Origin of the sequence: Salinibacterium sp. SWN248, from assembly GCF_015864575.1 — a bacterium.
Classification (GTDB): Bacteria; Actinomycetota; Actinomycetes; order Actinomycetales; family Microbacteriaceae; genus Rhodoglobus.
In genome coordinates this window covers 207,513-225,164 of sequence record NZ_JADYWW010000002.1, presented here as the reverse complement: position 1 = coordinate 225,164, position 17,652 = coordinate 207,513, and the positions used below count along the sequence as shown (strand labels likewise).

Here is a 17,652-nt window from a genome sequence, read left to right as displayed (position 1 = left end):
CAAGCGCGCACTCTGGCACAACTAAGATAGGCACGTGATATTCGGTCGACCTAAGAAACCAGACAGTCGGGTCTCGTCACGCGCCAGCACAACAGACGCCGCTGAGGTTCCCGCCGGGCTTTCGATAGCGGCTGCCTACTCCTGGCGCATGCTTGTCGTATTGGGCCTCGTCGCAGTTCTCATTTATTTGGTGATTACGCTCAAATACATCGTGATTCCGTTCCTGATCGCGATTCTTATCGGGGCGCTTCTCGTTCCCGTTGTCGGTTTCTTGGTGCGCATTAAGTGGCCGCGCTGGCTTGCCGTCACTGTGGTTTTGATCGGATTTTTCGCCGTTGTCAGCGGCCTCGTTGTGGTCGTCGTCGGCCAAGTCCGTTCCGGGCTTCCCGCTCTTCAAACTCAGTCGGCCACCGCCTACGAGAACCTGCGTGAATTCCTGCGCAGCTCTCCGCTGCAGCTCAGTGACCAAGACCTCGATGGTTACCTCACCGAGATTTTTGACGTCATCCAGCGTGACTCTCAAGCTCTCGTCTCGGGCATCCTCTCGGTCGGCTCTACCGCCGGTCACGTGCTCACCGGTGCGCTCTTGAGCCTGTTCGCAACCATCTTCGTATTGGTCGACGGCAAGGGCATCTGGGCGTGGACGGTTCGGCTCTTCCCGCGCAAGGCTCGTAACGCGGTCGATGGCGCCGGAGTAGCGGGATGGCTCACCCTCACCACGTTCGTCAAGGTGCAAATTTTTGTGGCCGCGGTGGATGCCATCGGCATCGGCGTCGGTGCGTGGATCCTCGGTTTGTTTTACGGTGGGTTCCCGCTCGTCATCCCCATTGCCGTCGCCGTGTTCTTAGGTTCGTTTATCCCTGTCGTGGGTGCACTTGTTACAGGGGCGCTCGCGGTGTTCATCGCCCTCGTCTTCTTGGGTCCACTCCCCGCCGTGATCATGTTGGGAATCGTTTTGCTTGTGCAACAACTTGAAGGTCATATTCTCCAGCCGCTCGTGATGGGCACGGCCGTGAAGGTTCACCCCCTCGCCGTCGTCTTCGCGGTAGCCGCTGGCTCATTCGTGGCCGGTATCCCCGGCGCGCTGTTTGCTGTGCCGCTCGTCGCGGTCGTCAACGTCATGACCAAATACATCGCCAGCGGCGATTGGCGTCTCAATGGTCGCCCCACGATCACGGACGTGCTCGGTAATGGTAAATAACCGGATGCCCGGCCCCACGCTCGCTGAGTACGAAGCAGCACGCGTCCGGGTCGCAGAAGTTGCCGATGTCACCCCCATGCAGACCTCCCGTTTTCTCGCGGAAATCTTGGGCTCACCCGTCTTTCTCAAGTGCGAGAACCTTCAGCGCACGGGCTCCTTCAAGTTGCGTGGAGCCTATAACCGTCTTGCGGGGCTCTCCGAGGAGGAGAAGGCGCGCGGAGTCGTGGCCGCCTCGGCCGGAAACCACGCCCAGGGCGTCGCTTTCGCCGCCCGTGAGCTAGGTATCAAGTCGACCATTTTCATGCCCGTAGGCGTGCCCCTGCCGAAGCTGCAGGCCACACGCGATTACGGTGCCGAGGTCGTACTGCGCGGTCACACCGTCGAAGAGCCGTTGCGTGCGGCCGCCCGTTTCTCTGAAGAGACCGGTGCCGTGCTCATCCATCCCTTCGATCATGAAGATGTGGTGGCGGGTCAAGGCACTCTCGCTCTTGAAGTGTTCGATCAGGTTCCCCAGGTCGACACGATCATCGTGCCCATCGGCGGCGGCGGACTCGTCTCCGGCGTTGCCGGTGCGATCAAACAGCGTGCCCGCCTCGAAGGCCGCAACGTGCGCGTCATCGGGGTGCAGGCAGCCAACGCGTCCGCCTACCGCCCTTCGCTCGACAAGGGCGAAATCGTTGAAGTGCGCACCACTCCCACGATTGCTGACGGCATCGCTGTCAGCCGCCCGGGCGTGCTCAACTTCAGCATGGTCCGCGACCTCGTGGATGAAGTGATCACCGTCTCTGACGACCAGATCGCCTACGCGGTGCTCGTTCTTCTAGAGCGCGCCAAGCAGGTCGTTGAGCCGGCGGGCGCGGTCGGAGTTGCTGCCATCCTGGCGGGCAAGATCTCGCCAAGCGGCAACACCGTGGTGCTGCTGAGCGGTGGCAACATCGACCCCATGATGATGGAACGCATCATCAGTCACGGACTTTCGGCATCCGAACGCTATTTGCGTTTGCGCATCCCGCTGCCCGACCGCCCCGGTCAATTGGCGCGCATCTCGGCGCTCGTCGCCGAAGCGAACGCCAACGTTGTTGAGGTGCTGCACAGCAGGCACAACAACAAAGTGCAGTTCAGCCAAGTTCAGCTCGAACTGCACATTGAAACCCGTGGCCCTGAGCACGCGGAGTCAGTGCTCGCGCGGCTCAGAGACGAAGGATTTGACCCTCAGGTCGACTTCTAGTCAGGCTAGATAGTTAGCCGGAGTAGGTCGCGATCTTCAGAATCTTGACGGTAATCTCTTTGCCGTTAGGGGCGGTGTATTTCTTCGATTGCCCGACCTTGAGCCCGTTGATGGCGAGACCGAGCGGGCTCTTCTCGCTGTAAACATCGAGATCGCTATCTTCGGCAACGATTTCGCGGCTGCCGAGCAAGAAGACACTTTCTTCGCCCATGATCTCGGCCGTGACCAGAATTCCGGGCTCAACGACACCGTCGTCATCTTGAACGTCGCCGACTACGGCATGGCGAAGAAGCTGGGTGAGAACGCGGATGCGGGCCTCAATTTTGCCCTGCTCTTCCTTGGCAGCGTGGTAGCCACCGTTCTCTTTGAGGTCGCCTTCTTCGCGGGCGGCTTCAATCTTCTTGGCGATGTCGTACCGTGCTTCGCCCGTGAGCTGTTCCAGTTCGGCGGTGCGACGGTCGAACGCCTCCTGGGTCAACCACGTGACGTTGTTTTCTGCAGCCACTGTGTTTCTCCCTATACAAAAGAGAAACCGGCCGAAGACGACCGGTTTCGAGATGATTTGCTACAGCCTAGGTGAGCCAGCACCGGTAGATCAAGCCTGACACTGCTAGTTCGGTCGTGCGAACGGTGGTGCTCAACTCTCGATTGCGCTGATCGCTCCCGGGAACGTCGACGACTTTCCAACCGATGATGGCAAAAGTGGAGTTGAGGGCCTGCACTGCACAGCGAGCATCCTGGTTCTCGGCAACATTGAATTGCCACCGCACCTCGACCGCAGTGTCATCAATGAGCTCGTAGCCGGTGTCTTTTGCCTCGAACTGAGCGGGAGATTCCAACAGGCCGCCCCACACCAGCCAGGCAGTGAAGACCGTAACGAAGGCTGCTGCGACGGCGATCACGATCACTCGGTTGTTGCGTTTCGCTTTCGGGCTGCGACCATAGCGGGCATCCAAATCGGTGGCTGTCGCCGTGCCGGATGCGGCGCTATCAGCGGTGCCAGTGGGGTTACTGGATGCTTCGGGCACGCGGGGCTCCTTCTTGCGACGGTATTCTTGTTACTGCAAGGTTATTCGCAAACTCACATGATGAAATCATGGAGTGAACATTCCAGAGGACAACAGTTGATTTCTTTCACTTCGCTCGCAACCAGTGCGATTCTCTGGACGGCAACTCCCAGCCCTGAGCCGACGCTGTACCCGGCCTACGAGGGCGACCCCAACTTGGTCACTCCCGGTGTGCTCGGCTTCATCGGCATCCTGTTCGTCGCGGTCGCCACGTTGGTTATCGTCATGGACATGAACCGTCGCGTGCGCCGCGTTCGCTACCGGGCGCTCGCGCAGGAAACGATCCGGGCCGAGCAGGCTGCTGCCGCCGGCGAGACTGATGGTCTCACCGAGGGTGCGGCTGATGATTCGGCTGAGTCCGGCGATGCTGATGCGGGCGATGCTGATGATGCTGCGCCTACACAACGGGCGGATTAGTCGCCACAAGGAAGATGCCGACCCAGTGGCAGAGGAACGCCAGTAGCGTCAGCGTGTGAAAAATCTCGTGGAACCCGAACACTCCGGGCACGGGATTCGGTCGCTTGAGACCGTAGATGACGGCGCCAACGGTGTAGAACAGTCCACCGGCCAAGATGAGGGTCATCATGATCCAGTTCGCTTGGAAGAAGTCGACGATAAACATCATCGCGCCCCAACCGAGCAGCACATACAGGGGAACGTAGAGCCAGCGCGGGGCCCCTACCCAGAAGATGCGGAAGCCGATGCCGAGAGCAGCGCCGCTCCAGACGATCCACAGCAAAATGGTCGCCTTCTCGGGCGGAAGCGCCAGAACCGTGATCGGGGTATAGGAACCGGCAATCAGCAAGAAGATGTTGGAGTGATCGAAGCGCTTCAGCATCATCCGCGTCTTCTCGCTCCAGTTGAAGCGGTGGTACAGGGCAGAAACGCCGAACAGCATGAGCGACGACGCTACGAACACTGCGGAACTGACCTTGGCAGCGGTGCCATCGGCCATCACGAGCAGAATGACGCCCAGCGTTATGGCTACGGGGAAAGTGCCTGCGTGGATCCAACCACGCCACGTCGGCTTCTTCTCTGCCGGGTCGTTCGTCATCACATCATCGACGAATGGAAGCTCGGGAAGGCGCGAGGCGTCTTCCTGTTCAACGGCCGCTGCAGCAGCGATATCGGCGGCATCTTGGTTCATGCTCACAGTTTACGCCTGACCTAGATTCACTTGCTGAGCGCCGCAGTGGTCTAACGTAGTCCCGTGAGTAAGCGACAGTCTGCATTAGGTCGCGGTTTTCTTTACGGTCTTTACCAGAAAAAACTGCGGCGCCAGCTAGAGGGCCAGCAATTGCCGCGCCACGTAGCCATGATCATTGATGGCAACAGGCGCTGGGCGAAATTGAAAGATCTCGAGACGGCAGCGCACGGCCATCGAGCCGGTGCGGCCAAGTATCGAGAGTTTTTGGTGTGGTGCGACGACCTCGACATTTCAGTGGCGACGCTCTACCTGCTCTCCACCGACAACCTCACCAGCCGATCGCCCGAAGAGCTGAAAGAGCTCTTCACGATCATTGGTGACCTTGCCGAAGACCTGTCGCACTTCCGTGACTGGCGCGTTCAACATGTGGGATCGGATGTTGGTCTTCCCGAGCAGCTCAAAGCCCAGCTCAAGGGCGCTCACGAGCGCACCGCAGACAACACCGGCCTGCACGTGAACCTCGCCATCGGCTACGGCGGACGCCACGAAATCGCTGAAGCCATGCGCCGTATCGTGCGCAACCACAGCGATGAAGGTCACAGCCTTGACGCGCTCGCTGAACTTCTCACTCCCGAACTCATTGGTGAGCACCTCTATACCAAGGGCCAGCCAGACCCCGACCTCGTTATCCGCACCTCGGGGGAGCAGCGCATTAGTGACTTCATGTTGTGGCAATCTGCCCACAGCGAGTTGTACTTCATGGAAGCACTCGGGCCCGATCTGCGCGAGGTCGATTTCTTGCGCGCCCTTCGTGATTTCTCGCGGCGCAATCGTCGCTTCGGTGCCTAACCGCGAACGAAATGTGACGCGATGGTGTCTTAGGGCGTGTCGCTGCGCCCAGATTGCGTGACGGGTTTAGCGTTCAATCCATCAGGTATGGCGCCTGATCGAGACGGCCACGTAAGTTCGTTTTCGTAAAGTACTGGCCGTCTTCGCAGACTGGATCCGAGTGCTCGCACTCGGGGATGGAGTGCACGTTGGCCGACCTAGCAACCCCCAAGACCACGATCACCACGTCGAAGGCGGGAGGGCGGGCCCAACGACAAGCCGAACGTACTTACGTTCTGGATACGTCTGTTTTGCTCTCCGATCCGAGCTCGATCAAGCGGTTTGCTGAACACAATGTTGTTCTGCCCGTTGTAGTGATCACCGAACTCGAAGCCAAGCGCAACGACCCCGAGATTGGGTACTTCGCCAGGCAAGCGCTGCGCAGTCTCGACGAGATGCGCGTCAAGCATGAGCGCCTCGACTTTCCCATCTCGGTGGGCGATGACGGTGGCACGCTGCGTGTCGAGCTCAATCACTCCAATATGTCTGTGCTTCCCTCCGGGCTGCAGCTGGGCGACAACGATTCGCGAATCCTTGCGGTTGCGCTCAACCTCGCCAACGAGGGGCTGGATGTCACGGTCGTCTCGAAAGATCTCCCCCTGCGGGTGAAGGCGGCATCCATCGGTCTCGCGGCCGAGGAGTACCGCGCTGAGCTCGCGGTGGACTCGGGCTGGACTGGTCAGGCTGAGATTGAACTCAGCGGCGATCAGGTCGCCGAGCTCTATGACAAGGAGCGTTTGCAGACGCGGGCGGTGGGAGATCTGCCCATCAACACCGGGCTTGTGGTCACCTCCGAACGAGGTTCGGCCTTGGCGCGGGTGACAGCCCGCGGCACGATGTCGCTCGTTCGAGGCGATCGCGAAATCTTTGGGCTGCACGGTCGTAGCGCCGAACAGCGACTAGCGATCGAAATGCTTCTTGATCCTGAACTGGGCATCGTCTCGCTCGGGGGAAGTGCCGGTACGGGAAAGTCTGCCCTCGCTCTGTGTGCTGGCTTGGAAGCAGTGTTGGAGAAACAGCAGCACCGCAAGATCATGGTGTTCCGTCCGCTCTACGCCGTCGGCGGTCAGGAATTGGGCTACCTACCCGGCGATGCGGCCGAGAAGATGAACCCCTGGGCGCAGGCAGTGTTCGATACTCTCGGCTCCGTTGTCTCGGAAAACGTTCTCGAGGAAGTACTTGATCGGGGACTGCTCGAGGTGCTTCCGCTCACTCACATCCGTGGTCGTTCGCTTCACGATGCGTTTGTGATTGTGGATGAGGCGCAGTCGCTTGAGCGCAATGTTCTGTTGACGGTGCTCAGCCGCATCGGTCAGAACTCACGTGTCGTGTTGACCCACGATGTGGCACAGCGCGACAACCTCCGCGTCGGACGCCACGATGGAGTCGCGTCAGTGATTGAAACGCTCAAGGGACATTCACTCTTCGGGCACATCACCCTCACGCGATCGGAACGTTCCGCCATCGCCGCTCTCGTCACCGAGCTTCTGGAGGGCAACGACATCGCCTAACGATTGGCTGACAAAGTCTGAGCGCGCCGCGTGAGTGTCAGCGCGGCGCGCTCAGACAACGTAAGGTTTTCTCGTGGGCTCGGTGTGGTGGTTTTTGGCAATTCCCCTTGGGGTTGCCGTGGTGTGGGCGATACTCGCACCCCGAAACCAATGGCGGAGCCTTTTTTCGTGGTCGGTAGCTAACGCCCACTCCTCAGAGCCAGGCGGCGCGGCTTACGCTTCTCGTCAACTCATCGCTGGCATTGCGCTTGGGCTTGCGCTGCTCGTGGTCATCGTCGCTCTTATCTCGAGCTCTTCGCGTGAGCCCCAAGGGCCGTCGCACGTCAGCGATCTTGAACAGACGTGGGGTTCGCCGGCACCGCTGTTCGTGTACCGCACGTTCCAACCCGCGACCTCGCCTGATCCCGCCCTCGTTGAGGTACCGATCGAGAATTACCTCCCGGTGAACGATGATGAGGCGGCACCGCTGTATTTGCTCGACCTCGAACCGTTTTCGCGGCTAGGCACCACGAACATTCCGGGCTACATCGGCAGTGAGCCCGACGAAACAGATTCGACGATTGGTCGAGCTGATGTCTTGATTCATGTGCGTGGCCCGCTGCTGTGTGTTCCTCGTCGGGTTGTCGTCGTTGAGGGGCCCGAGAGCGTGCAAATCGCGGTTCAGTATGGCTTGCCCACGCCAAGCGATGGTTCGAAGCCCGACAATGCAGAAGCGTGCCCGCTCGGTGAAGACCTCACCGGCTCAGTGCTCATTCCGATCACGTTGAATGATGTGATCGGAGAGCGTTCCGTCGAGGGCCTCGACGGAACGCCGCTCACATTACTTGATTCAGCTAGTTAGCCAGGCGTCGTCATCGACAGAACGTCGAGGGCGGCATCCAACTGTTCGAGGGTGACTTCGCCACGCTCGACGAATCCGAGATCAATCACGGCTTCACGCACGGTGATTGACTGTGCAACAGCGTGCTTGGCGATCTTGGAAGCTGCTTCGTAACCGATGATCTTGTTGAGCGGGGTCACGATCGACGGCGAGGACTCGGCGAGAGCCAGAGCACGCTCGAGGTTCGCTTCGAGACCGTCAACGGTCTTGTCGGCGAGGGCGCGCAGCGAGTTGGAGAGCAGACGGCTCGACTCGAGCAGCGAGGTTCCCATGACGGGGATCGCAACGTTGAGTTCGAATGCTCCGGATGCTCCACCCCACGCGATCGTCGCGTCGTTTCCGATAACGCGAGCACAGACCATGAGCACGGCTTCGGGGATGACGGGGTTGACCTTGCCGGGCATGATCGAGGAGCCGGGCTGGAGGTCAGGGATTTGCAATTCGCCGAGACCGGTGTTGGGGCCTGAGCCCATCCAGCGGAGGTCGTTGCAGATCTTGGTAACGGAGACGGCGATCACGCGAAGAGCACCGGATGCCTCGACGAGGGAGTCGCGAGCACCCTGAGCTTCGAAGTGATCTTCAGCCTCGGTGATCGGCAGACCGGAGTTCTCGGCGAGGATCTCGATAACGCGCTGCGGGAAGCCGAGTGGGGTGTTGATGCCGGTGCCGACGGCGGTGCCGCCGAGGGGAACCTCTGCGACGCGGGGGATTGCCGACTGGATGCGAGCGATGCCGAGGCGAATCTGGCGGGCGTAGCCGGCAAATTCTTGGCCGAGGGTGACGGGAGTGGCATCCATGAGGTGGGTACGGCCGGCCTTGACCGCGCCCTTCCACAGTTCTGCCTTCACGTCGAGCGCTGCAGCGAGGTGCTCAAGCGACGGGATGAGGTCACCGATAAGCGCACCGGTCACGGCAAGGTGCACCGAGGTGGGGAACACGTCGTTCGACGACTGCGATGCGTTGACGTGGTCGTTGGGGTGAACGGCGCTGCCGAGCGAGTCTGTCGCGAGTCGAGCAAGAACTTCGTTCATGTTCATGTTCGAGGAGGTGCCGCTGCCGGTCTGGTAGGTGTCTACCGGGAACTGGTTGTGGAACTGACCGTCGATGATCTGGTCTGCGGCGCCGACAATGGCATCCGCGATGGCGGGGTCGAGCTTGCCGAGTTCGCTGTTGGCGATTGCGGCGGCACGCTTGACGCGGGCGAGAGCGACGATCTGCGCGGGCTCAAGGCCGGTGCCCGAGATGGGGAAGTTCTCTACTGCGCGCTGCGTCTGAGCGCCGTAGAGGGCATCCTTGGGCACGCGTACCTCGCCCATGGTGTCGTGTTCGATGCGGTATTCGGTGGAACTCGTCACAGCGTTGTAATCCTTTGTTTGCGAGCGAACTGGGTGAGACGTGGTGGAGGGCGCTAAACCGTGCCGATAACGAGGTCGGGGACTGCCCGGCCTTCAAGCAAACGGTAGTTCGCGCCTACTACTGCAAGGGTACCTGCGGCTACCGCATCGCTGATGAGCTCGGACGCATTCATGAGTTCGAGGATGGTGGCACGCAAATGAATGCGCCCCACGTCATACGCATTGATCGAGTCGATCTCCACGGTGCCCGTTTCGCTGCCAGCAACGCGACGCACGGCGGGCACAATTTTTGAGATCAACGATTGGATGTGTGGGGGCAGCGCCGGAGCATCCGCTGTCTGGGATTCGATGGCAGCAGCAACAGCACCACACTCGTCGTGGCCGAGAACGAGAATCAGCGGAACGTTGAGCACGCTCACCGCATATTCGAGAGAGCCCACGACGGAGCTCGAAATGACTTGGCCGGCGTTTCGCACGACGAAGAGATCGCCGAGGCCTTTGTCGAAAATGATTTCGGCTGCGAGGCGGGAGTCACTGCAGCCGAACAGCGCGGCGTGCGGGGCTTGAGCATTGGCCAGCTCGGTGCGGCGATCTACATCTTGACGGGGATGCGCCGGTGCGCCAGAAACGAATCGCTCGTTGCCGCGCGACATCTCATTCCACACTTGGGCGGGTGTCTTGGTGGGGTTCGTCATGGTGTCTCCACATCGGCGGCGATGGATGCCGCAAGTAGTTCGAACTCTGAATCGGCGGCCGTTCCGTGAAGCACAACAGTGCTACCTGCAAGCTCCGCCGAGAGCACGTACGCATAGTTTCCGGTGTCCGAGTCAGAACGGCGATCGTAAATCGTCCATTCGATTCCGTCGATCACGATCGTGCCGGTCGCGAGGGCGCCATCCGTCACGATTCCGACCCACGTGGGGTTCGCTTCGATGCCCTGTTCAAGCGCGATGAACTGCGCACCCGAGGTGTCGGTGGATGGCGTCACAAGTCCGATGTACCAGGTCTGCACCGACGAAGTGGTTCCCAGTCGCGCCGAGTTGGCGTACCAGGACTCTGGCAAGGAGGGAGCGAGAAGCGGCTCGCTCGAATCGACTTGAGCATCGGCGGCGATGGTCTGGTAGTCGGCAACCACGGGGGTTTCTTCGCCGGGGCGAACAACAACGAGCACAAGAAATAACACGACAACGAGGGATGCCACCGTGGCGCCAACCAGGTTGAGGAGCGTCTGGTTGGCGCGGTGCTTGCGCGAGTTCTCTGCCTTGCGCGCGAAAGTCTCTTCTGGCGTCTCGGGGCGCCCCAGCTCAGCGACGATGCGCGGTTCGGTGCTCTTAGCCATTACTGGTCGGTGCTCGCGTCAGCAGGGTCACTAGCCGTGCCGGCGCTGCGGGCGGCGTCAAGCCGGGCGCGGGCGCCAATCAGCCACTCTTCGCACCGCTGGGCGAGAGCCTCGCCGCGTTCCCAGAACGCCAGCGATTGTTCGAGCGTTGCCGAACCCTGTTCGAGTTCGTTGACTACAGCAATGAGCTCATCCCGAGCTTCTTCATAACTGAGCTCACTGACAGGGGTTTCGTTGGGGGTAGCCACGATGTAATTCTACTGTTCTCTAGTCGTCTGCCGGCTGGCCGGTAACGGTGGTGGAAATCTTGCCGTCGGCAACGGTGAGCAGGAGCTCAGTGCCGTCGGGGGCATCAGAAGTGGAACGCACGGCAGTGCCATCAGGCAGCTGCGCGATGGCATAGCCGCGCTGCAGTGTGCGTTGAGGGGAGAGGGCTCGCAATTGGCCCGTCAGCTCGGTGACCCCGGCGTGTGCTTTCTCAATCGCGCGCTCTACCAGTTCGTTGCTGCGCGAGACGTACCGCGAAAGCTCGTCGGCGTGCGCGTCGACAAGCGACACCGGGTTCGCTAGTACCGGACGGGTGCGCAGCGATTCCAAACGATCGCCCTCATAACTGAGGCGCTGGGTGATGCGCAGTCGCATGCCTGAACGCGCTTGCTGCACGCGACTCAACTCTTCAGCGACATCCGGCACAACACGTTTTGCCGCATCAGTGGGGGTGGATGCCCGCAAATCAGCAACCTCGTCAAGTAGCGGTCGATCGTTCTCATGCCCAATCGCCGAGACAAGCGGCGTGACACAGGCCGCGGCCGTGCGCACTAAGGATTCATCGCTGAACACGAGCAGGTTCTGAAAATCGCCACCACCACGGGCGATGATGATGACATCGACCTCGGGATCGGCATCCAATTCTCGGATGCCCTGAGACACCTCGTTGACGGCACGCTCGCCCTGCACGGCCGCATGGGTGGTGCGGAACTTCACGGCGGGCCAGCGTAGCTGAGCGTTGCGAATCACGTCTTTTTCAGCGTCGCTGTCTTTCGCCGTGACAAGCCCGATGCAGTTGGGCAAGAAGGGGAGGGGCTTTTTGTGTTCGAAGAGGCCCTCGGCGCGCAATTTCTGGCGCAGCAGTTCGAGCTTCTCGAGCAAGTCGCCGAGCCCGACGTGCCGCATCTCGAGCACCTGCATAGTGAGCGTTCCGCCCTTGACCCAGTAGTTGGGTTTGACGAGGGCAACGACGCGGTCGCCCTGCTTGAGATCCTTGGGCAACTTGGTGCGCACCGATGACCAAATGGTGAACGAGATGGTGGCATCCACTTCAAGGTCTTTGAGCTTGCCGTAGATATTGCCGCCCGAACCACCCCACTGGGTGATCTCGCCTTCGACCCAGGCCGTGCCGAGTCGTTCGATCCAACCGCGGATCTTGTGCGACAGTACCGACACCGGCCATGGAGTATCGACGGTGGGCGGTCCCTCTGTGATCGTCACCTAGCCTCCTCAAGCTTGTGATTACAGGGTAGAGGATGCCGCTGATACTGCTCTCCGTTCGGCGTTCGTGCAGCGGTGTTCGGTAGAATCACCTAAGTGAGCACCATTTCTAACGGAAGCGCCCAAGCGCTAGCGATGCCCCCGATGCCCGCACGCCGAGAGCAATTGAAAAATTTGCCGGTCGCAGGCTCAAAACGCGTCGTATTAGCGGCCCCGCGCGGCTACTGCGCGGGAGTCGACCGCGCTGTCATTGCTGTCGAAAAAGCGCTCGCTAACTACGGCGCTCCTGTCTATGTGCGCAAGCAAATTGTTCACAACATTCACGTCGTGACGACCCTCGAAGCGCAAGGCGCCATTTTTGTGGATGAGGTCGACGAGATCCCCGAAGGATCGACCGTTGTCTTTTCTGCCCACGGTGTCTCGCCGGCTGTTGTCAAGGGAGCCTCCGACCGCGAGCTACACGCGATCGACGCGACCTGCCCGCTCGTCACGAAGGTGCACCGCGAAGCAACGCGGTTCGCTCGCGACAACTACCAAATCTTACTGATCGGCCACGATGGCCACGAAGAGGTTGAAGGCACGATGGGCCACGCGCCCGAGCGCACCATCCTCGTCAACAGTCCCGCCGATGTGCCCAACATTGTGGTCGAGAACACCGACAACCTCGTCTGGCTCTCGCAGACCACGTTGAGCGTCGATGAAACGATGGAGACAGTTCGCCTGCTGCGCGAACGGTTCCCCACACTTCAAGATCCGCCGAGCGATGACATTTGTTACGCCACCCAGAACCGTCAGGTGGCCATCAAGAAGGTTGCCGAAGACGCTGAACTCGTCATCGTCGTCGGCAGCGCCAACAGCTCCAACACGGTGCGCCTCGTCGATGTCGCCCTCGAATACGGTGCCAAGGCGGCCTACCGGGTCGATTACGCGAGCGAGATCAAGCAAGAGTGGCTCGACGGTGTCGCCACGGTTGGCGTCACGAGCGGAGCATCCGTTCCCGAAGTTTTGGTTCAAGAAGTGCTGGCTGACCTCGCAGAAGCAGGGTACGGCGATGTCTCGACTGTCGTCACCGCCGAAGAAGATCTGATGTTCTCGCTGCCCAAAGAACTGCGCACCGACGCTGCAGGCAACCCCGATGAGCGTGGCCTCGGTGGCCGCAATCGCAAACTTGATTGGCAATAAAACCTATGACAGACCCGCGCCCACGCCCGAAATACGGCGAGTATGCACCCCTGCCTCCCACCGCGCCAGAAGGCACGAGCGAGGTAGGCGCGGGAGAGTCAGCGACTGATTCTGCCGCGATGGCACCGCCGATCATGCCGATCATTCCCGATTCATCGCTTAACGCGCAGCACCAGCGTGGTGCGGCGGCTGGCCTCACCGGTCACGGCGCTAACGCGGAGGCACCCGCGCGAAAACATCGCCTGTGGGACGTTTTTCTCACCGCAACCCTGTTGCTCTTCGGCGTCGCGGACATCATCAACACGTTCAGCACAGTAGCTAACCTTGGCCCAGTGCTGCGGGAGGGCCTCGCGGCTCAGGGCATGGACGATTTCTCGTCTGACGCCATCGCCACGGATGCCGGCGGTGTTGCCAACATCGTTCGCATTGCCGCCCTCGTGCTCACGATCATCTTCGCGTTGCTGCAAATTCAGCGCAAACGAATCGCCTTCTGGATTCCCCTCATCGGTGCGAGCGTCGCGGGGCTAGCGCTCATGGTGGCGATCTTCGTTGCTGTGCTCAGCGACCCCGGTTTCATGGCGTACGTCGAAAGCCTGCAGTAGCCGTTCCTGCTGTCTTTGAGTGTGCAGAGCTGCTGGCGGCGACAAAGCCGCCGCCGCTGTTAACGACGAATAGGGGCTGACCCGAAGGTCAACCCCTATTCGCAACGAGCGCTACTTGCTGGAGAATCCAGCCGAACCGAGCTGCTTGGTGGCTTCAACAACGCGGAGGGCGAGAGCCGACTCTGCTGTCTTGCCCCAGGCGCGGGGGTCGTAAATCTTCTTGTTGCCCACTTCGCCGTCAACCTTGAGGAAACCGTCGTAGTTCTTCAGAACGCTGTCAGCAATCGAGCGGCTGTAGGCGTACTGGGTGTCGGTGTCGATGTTCATCTTGATAACACCGTTGGCAACAGCGGTCGCGATCTCTTCATCGGTCGAACCTGATCCGCCGTGGAAGACGAGGTCGAGCGGGTTAGCATCGGTGCCGTACTTCGCGGCGATGCCGGCCTGAATTTCACCGAGCAGTTCAGGGCGAAGCTTCACGTTTCCGGGCTTGTACACGCCGTGCACGTTGCCGAAGGTGAGGGCTGCGATGTAGCGGCCCTGCTCGCCGAGACCGAGCGCTTCGACGGTAGCGATGACGTCATCCAGCGTCGTGTAGAGGCTGTCGTTGATGTCGTGGCTGACACCATCTTCTTCTCCGCCGACGACGCCGATTTCAACTTCGAGAATCGAGTTGATGGCCTTCATGCGGGGAAGGATGTCGCGTGCGATGGCGAGGTTCTCGTCGAGGGGAACAGCTGAGCCGTCCCACATGTGCGACTGGAAGATCGGGTTGCGACCGGCCTTGACCTCGGCTTCGGATGCCGCGATGAGCGGGTAGACAAAGTCATCGAGAGCGTTCTTGGGGCAGTGGTCGGTGTGCAGAGCGACCGTGACGGGGTAGTTCTTGGCGGCTTCGGTGACGAACGCAGCGAAAGCGAGTGCTCCGGATGCGCGTGCCTTGACCGACTGGCCAGCGAAGTAATCTGCGCCACCCGTGGTGACTTGGATGATGCCGTCAGAGCCAGCATCGCTGAGGCCCTGAAGCACGCCGTTGATGGTGGACGACGACGAAACGTTGATGGCGGGGTAGGCGAAGGAGTTCTTCTTCGCCTTGTCGAGCATTTCTGCGTACTGGTCTGGGGTTGCGACTGGCATTGTTGTCTCTCCTCATGCGGTACCGACTACCGCTCTGGTCCGGCTCGCCTCGATTCTATCCACCGCCTCTGTGTGGGCGCGAACTGTTGCACGTTAGTGCGATCTCTCCGGTAACGACCGAAGGCGGTGGAACGATTCGGATAGACTGAGGGCTGCGCTGACCACCACCGGCGCGTCCCCAGTCGACCACTCTCAACGAAGGATGCCTCTAGGTGAGTACAGAAACCGGCACGCTATTCCTCCATCCCGATCGCAACCTCGCTCTTGAGCTTGTGCGGGCAACCGAAGCGGCCGCGATTCGCGCCGTTCCCTTCATTGGTAAGGGCGACAAGCTTGGCGCCGATGGCGCCGCGGTTGATGCGATGCGCAAGTTCTTGGGCACCGTCGACTTCGACGGCCTTGTTGTTATTGGCGAGGGCGAAAAAGACAACGCCCCCATGCTTTTCAACGGTGAGCACGTGGGCACCGGTCGCGGGCCAGCCTGCGACATCGCGGTTGATCCGATTGACGGCACGTCGCTCACGGCAGCCGGGCGACAGAACGCAATCTCGATGATTGCTGTGTCTGACCGTGGCACGATGCTCGATGCATCCACCGTTTTCTACATGGACAAGATCGTCACGGGTGCTGAAGGCATCGGGGTTATCGACATCCACAAGCCCATCGGCGAGAACATCCGCGCGCTCGCGAAGGCTAAGGGCAAGCGTCCTGAAGACATCGTGGTTGCGGTGCTTGACCGTCCGCGTCACGCTCAACTCATCGACGACATCCGCGAAGCTGGTGCGGGTACGCGCCTCATGCTCGACGGTGACGTTGCTGGCGGAATCAACGCTGCGCTGTATGGCACACGCATCGACATGTGTGTCGGCATCGGTGGCAGCCCCGAGGGTGTTGCTACCGCGTGTGCCATCAAGGCACTCGGCGGCGAAATCCAGACGATCCTGTACCCGCAGTCTGACGATGAACGTCAACGCGGAATGGATGCCGGGCTCAAGTTCGATCACGTCTACACGGCTGACGAAATGGTCGCCAGCGACAATACGTTCTTCGTTGCGACGGGTGTCACCGATGGTGGACTCGTGAAGGGTGTGCGTCGCTACGGCCCCATCATCCGCACGGAGTCAATTGTGTTGCGGTCGCACTCGGGAACGATTCGCCGCATTTCGGCTGATCACCTCGCCGAGAAGTGGCTCGACCACTAAAGACAGCCTTCAATTGGCGCGTTCTCCGTCTCGGAGAGCGCGCCAGTTCTCGTTAACGGCCGTCGCTGTCGGTAGGCAGTTCGAGTTCCATTTCGGCTGCCGTGATGTGCTTTGGCGTGCCTTCGACCGTGTGGGTGTCTCCGATGACTTTCGATTCGTCGAGGGCATTGAGCTTGCGGGCGGTCACGAGCACGCGGCTCTCTAGGGAGTTCGCGAACTGGTTGTAACTGTTCACGGTGGTGTCGATTGAGCGACGCAGTTTGTCGGCGTGCTCGGCAAGCGTGGCGAGGCGCTGGTAGAGCTCTTTGCTGAGATCAAACAGCGTCTTGGCTTGGTCGGTGAGCACGTCTTGCTGCCAGGAGAACGCCACCGTCTTCAACACTGACCACAGGGTCACGGGGGAGGCGAGAGCGACGCGCTTGCTGAAGGCGTAATCCATGATTGACGGGTCAGCTTCCATCGCTGACGATACGAGCGATTCGCTCGGGATGAACGCAATAACGAGCTCGGGGGAGGCCTCGAGCCCGGCCCAGTAGGCCTTGCTGGCGAGGGTGTCGATGTGGCCGCGCATCACCTTAACGTGCTGCTTGATGAGGGCCTCGCGGCGGGCACCTTCTTCTCCCGTCGCGGTGACTGAGATCTGGCTCGCCTCCAAGAAGGCGGTGAAGGGAACTTTGGCGTCGACCGCGATGTTCTTGCCGCCGGGAAGGTGCACGACCATGTCGGGGCGGCCGGCACCGGCATCCGAATTGATGCTCGATTGCAGGTCGAAGTCGACCCGTTCGATGAGGCCAGCGGCCTGCACGACGTTGCGCAACTGAGTCTCGCCCCACACGCCACGGGTGGAGTTGTTGCGCAGGGCCGAGGCCAGTGATTCGGCGGTGCTGCGCAGGCGCTCTTCGGATTCGGTGGCTGATTTGAGCTGCTGGCTCAGCTCGCCGTGTTGCAGGCTGCGCTGCGACTCCAACTCGGTGACTTTGTTTTGCATCGTGCGTAGCGTCTCTTGCACGGGGGTGAGCGCCTGTAGCACCTTCGACTCGCGACGTTCGCGCTCAACGAGAGCCGCAGCCTCATCACGCTGACGATCGAGGGTCTCGCGGTACTGCGCTTGCAGTGACGCCACTTGCTCGCCCAGCGCTTCAGACCGTGCCGTGATGGATGCCAGCTCCGCTGCCAGCCGAGACTGCTGTTCGCGCTCGGCGGCAGTCACGTTCGCGATCGCGGCCTGATGGCGAGCCTCCAGCACTTCGGGGTCAACGCGGCCCGTCGGTGCGGTCGCGCGAACACGGGCAATGAGCAGGCCAATCACGACGCCGAGGACGGCGCCCACGAGTAGACCAACGATGAGGGCGACGAGGGGATCCATTCCGCCAGTGTGCCAGCCGGCGACGACATTGCAGGATGCCCTGCGGCAGTTGTCCCGAA

General features: G+C 60.8%; 19 protein-coding genes. 9 read left to right on the top strand and 10 right to left on the bottom strand.

Annotated features, from left to right (window positions below):
- Positions 1-34: 34 nt before the first annotated feature.
- Positions 35-1,201 (top strand): AI-2E family transporter, encoded by a 1,167-nt coding sequence (locus I6E73_RS10970; protein ID WP_307784295.1) that lies wholly within the window; start codon positions 35-37, stop codon positions 1,199-1,201.
- Complete coding sequence (gene ilvA, locus I6E73_RS10965) at positions 1,191-2,429, top strand: threonine ammonia-lyase (RefSeq protein ID WP_231600901.1); 1,239 nt, start codon at positions 1,191-1,193, stop codon at positions 2,427-2,429. Before I6E73_RS10970 ends, ilvA begins: the two co-directional genes overlap by 11 nt.
- A 13-nt stretch (positions 2,430-2,442) precedes the next feature.
- Here the strand turns inward: ilvA and greA are convergent, their stop codons facing one another.
- Complete coding sequence (greA, locus tag I6E73_RS10960) at positions 2,443-2,934, bottom strand: transcription elongation factor GreA (protein WP_197125541.1); 492 nt, start codon at positions 2,932-2,934, stop codon at positions 2,443-2,445.
- A gap of 67 nt (positions 2,935-3,001) precedes the next feature.
- Positions 3,002-3,457 (bottom strand): DUF4307 domain-containing protein, encoded by a 456-nt coding sequence (locus I6E73_RS10955; RefSeq protein WP_197125539.1) that lies wholly within the window; start codon positions 3,455-3,457, stop codon positions 3,002-3,004.
- Positions 3,458-3,553: 96 nt separating this feature from the next.
- On the opposite strand from I6E73_RS10955, the gene I6E73_RS10950 reads away from it, so the two are divergent.
- Complete coding sequence (locus I6E73_RS10950) at positions 3,554-3,913, top strand: hypothetical protein (protein WP_197125537.1); 360 nt, start codon at positions 3,554-3,556, stop codon at positions 3,911-3,913.
- Here the strand turns inward: I6E73_RS10950 and I6E73_RS10945 are convergent.
- On the bottom strand, positions 3,894-4,643 hold the full coding sequence (locus I6E73_RS10945) for a hemolysin III family protein (protein ID WP_197125535.1): 750 nt from the start codon (positions 4,641-4,643) through the stop codon (positions 3,894-3,896). The genes I6E73_RS10950 and I6E73_RS10945 overlap by 20 nt on opposite strands.
- 63 nt (positions 4,644-4,706) lie before the next feature.
- Here I6E73_RS10945 and I6E73_RS10940 point away from each other — a divergent pair, with 63 nt between their 5' ends.
- The 3 genes from I6E73_RS10940 (at position 4,707) to I6E73_RS10930 (ending at position 7,883) form a co-directional block, all read left to right on the top strand.
- A complete protein-coding gene (locus I6E73_RS10940; protein WP_197107439.1) occupies positions 4,707-5,492 on the top strand; it encodes an isoprenyl transferase in 786 nt (261 codons plus the stop codon).
- Between the two features lie 176 nt (positions 5,493-5,668).
- Complete coding sequence (locus I6E73_RS10935; RefSeq protein WP_374059110.1) at positions 5,669-7,042, top strand: PhoH family protein; 1,374 nt, start codon at positions 5,669-5,671, stop codon at positions 7,040-7,042.
- A 94-nt stretch (positions 7,043-7,136) separates the two neighbouring features.
- On the top strand, positions 7,137-7,883 hold the full coding sequence (locus I6E73_RS10930) for a fumarate hydratase (RefSeq protein WP_231600900.1): 747 nt from the start codon (positions 7,137-7,139) through the stop codon (positions 7,881-7,883).
- Here the strand turns inward: I6E73_RS10930 and I6E73_RS10925 are convergent.
- The 5 genes from I6E73_RS10925 to xseA are packed head-to-tail and all read right to left on the bottom strand — an operon-like array spanning position 7,880 to position 12,104.
- Entirely contained in the window at positions 7,880-9,277 is a 1,398-nt protein-coding gene (locus I6E73_RS10925) for a class II fumarate hydratase (protein ID WP_197107433.1), read from the bottom strand. The genes I6E73_RS10930 and I6E73_RS10925 overlap by 4 nt on opposite strands.
- Positions 9,278-9,330: 53 nt before the next feature.
- The gene (locus I6E73_RS10920) at positions 9,331-9,972 is read right to left on the bottom strand and encodes a carbonic anhydrase (RefSeq protein WP_197125532.1); all 642 of its coding nucleotides are present in this window, start codon (positions 9,970-9,972) and stop codon (positions 9,331-9,333) included.
- Positions 9,969-10,616 carry a DUF4245 domain-containing protein gene (locus I6E73_RS10915; RefSeq protein ID WP_197125530.1) on the bottom strand — a complete coding sequence of 216 codons (648 nt, stop codon included), beginning with the start codon at positions 10,614-10,616 and terminating at the stop codon, positions 9,969-9,971. The genes I6E73_RS10920 and I6E73_RS10915 overlap by 4 nt, the downstream gene beginning before the upstream one ends.
- Positions 10,616-10,864 carry an exodeoxyribonuclease VII small subunit gene (locus I6E73_RS10910; protein WP_197125528.1) on the bottom strand — a complete coding sequence of 83 codons (249 nt, stop codon included), beginning with the start codon at positions 10,862-10,864 and terminating at the stop codon, positions 10,616-10,618. Before I6E73_RS10910 ends, I6E73_RS10915 begins: the two co-directional genes overlap by 1 nt.
- Positions 10,865-10,883: 19 nt before the next feature.
- Positions 10,884-12,104 carry an exodeoxyribonuclease VII large subunit gene (gene xseA, locus I6E73_RS10905; protein WP_197125526.1) on the bottom strand — a complete coding sequence of 407 codons (1,221 nt, stop codon included), beginning with the start codon at positions 12,102-12,104 and terminating at the stop codon, positions 10,884-10,886.
- Between the two features lie 135 nt (positions 12,105-12,239).
- Here xseA and I6E73_RS10900 point away from each other — a divergent pair, with 135 nt between their 5' ends.
- Both I6E73_RS10900 and I6E73_RS10895 read left to right on the top strand, forming a co-directional pair.
- The gene (locus I6E73_RS10900; protein WP_197108525.1) at positions 12,240-13,286 is read left to right on the top strand and encodes a 4-hydroxy-3-methylbut-2-enyl diphosphate reductase; all 1,047 of its coding nucleotides are present in this window, start codon (positions 12,240-12,242) and stop codon (positions 13,284-13,286) included.
- Positions 13,287-13,291: 5 nt separating this feature from the next.
- Positions 13,292-13,888 carry a DUF6264 family protein gene (locus tag I6E73_RS10895; protein WP_197125524.1) on the top strand — a complete coding sequence of 199 codons (597 nt, stop codon included), beginning with the start codon at positions 13,292-13,294 and terminating at the stop codon, positions 13,886-13,888.
- A gap of 111 nt (positions 13,889-13,999) precedes the next feature.
- Here the strand turns inward: I6E73_RS10895 and fbaA are convergent, their stop codons facing one another.
- Complete coding sequence (fbaA, locus tag I6E73_RS10890) at positions 14,000-15,025, bottom strand: class II fructose-bisphosphate aldolase (protein ID WP_197107424.1); 1,026 nt, start codon at positions 15,023-15,025, stop codon at positions 14,000-14,002.
- A gap of 212 nt (positions 15,026-15,237) precedes the next feature.
- Between fbaA and glpX the strand changes: the two genes are divergently transcribed.
- Complete coding sequence (gene glpX, locus I6E73_RS10885) at positions 15,238-16,227, top strand: class II fructose-bisphosphatase (RefSeq protein WP_197107423.1); 990 nt, start codon at positions 15,238-15,240, stop codon at positions 16,225-16,227.
- Between the two features lie 52 nt (positions 16,228-16,279).
- Here glpX and rmuC read toward each other — a convergent pair whose 3' ends face one another.
- Positions 16,280-17,593, bottom strand: a complete 1,314-nt coding sequence (gene rmuC, locus I6E73_RS10880) for a DNA recombination protein RmuC (protein WP_197125522.1) — start codon at positions 17,591-17,593, stop codon at positions 16,280-16,282.
- Positions 17,594-17,652: the final 59 nt, after the last annotated feature.

Excerpts from the sequence above, each read along its gene's own strand:
- fbaA (WP_197107424.1), bottom strand. The coding sequence starts at position 15,025 with ATGCCAGTCGCAACCCCAGACCAGTACGCAGAAATGCTCGACAAGGCG.
- I6E73_RS10895 (WP_197125524.1), top strand. The coding sequence starts at position 13,292 with ATGACAGACCCGCGCCCACGCCCGAAATACGGCGAGTATGCACCCCTG.
- I6E73_RS10915 (WP_197125530.1), bottom strand. The coding sequence starts at position 10,616 with ATGGCTAAGAGCACCGAACCGCGCATCGTCGCTGAGCTGGGGCGCCCC.
- I6E73_RS10935 (WP_374059110.1), top strand. The coding sequence starts at position 5,669 with ATGGAGTGCACGTTGGCCGACCTAGCAACCCCCAAGACCACGATCACC.
- rmuC (WP_197125522.1), bottom strand. The coding sequence starts at position 17,593 with ATGGATCCCCTCGTCGCCCTCATCGTTGGTCTACTCGTGGGCGCCGTC.
- ilvA (WP_231600901.1), top strand. The coding sequence starts at position 1,191 with ATGGTAAATAACCGGATGCCCGGCCCCACGCTCGCTGAGTACGAAGCA.
- I6E73_RS10920 (WP_197125532.1), bottom strand. The coding sequence starts at position 9,972 with ATGACGAACCCCACCAAGACACCCGCCCAAGTGTGGAATGAGATGTCG.
- I6E73_RS10900 (WP_197108525.1), top strand. The coding sequence starts at position 12,240 with ATGCCCCCGATGCCCGCACGCCGAGAGCAATTGAAAAATTTGCCGGTC.
- I6E73_RS10945 (WP_197125535.1), bottom strand. The coding sequence starts at position 4,643 with ATGAACCAAGATGCCGCCGATATCGCTGCTGCAGCGGCCGTTGAACAG.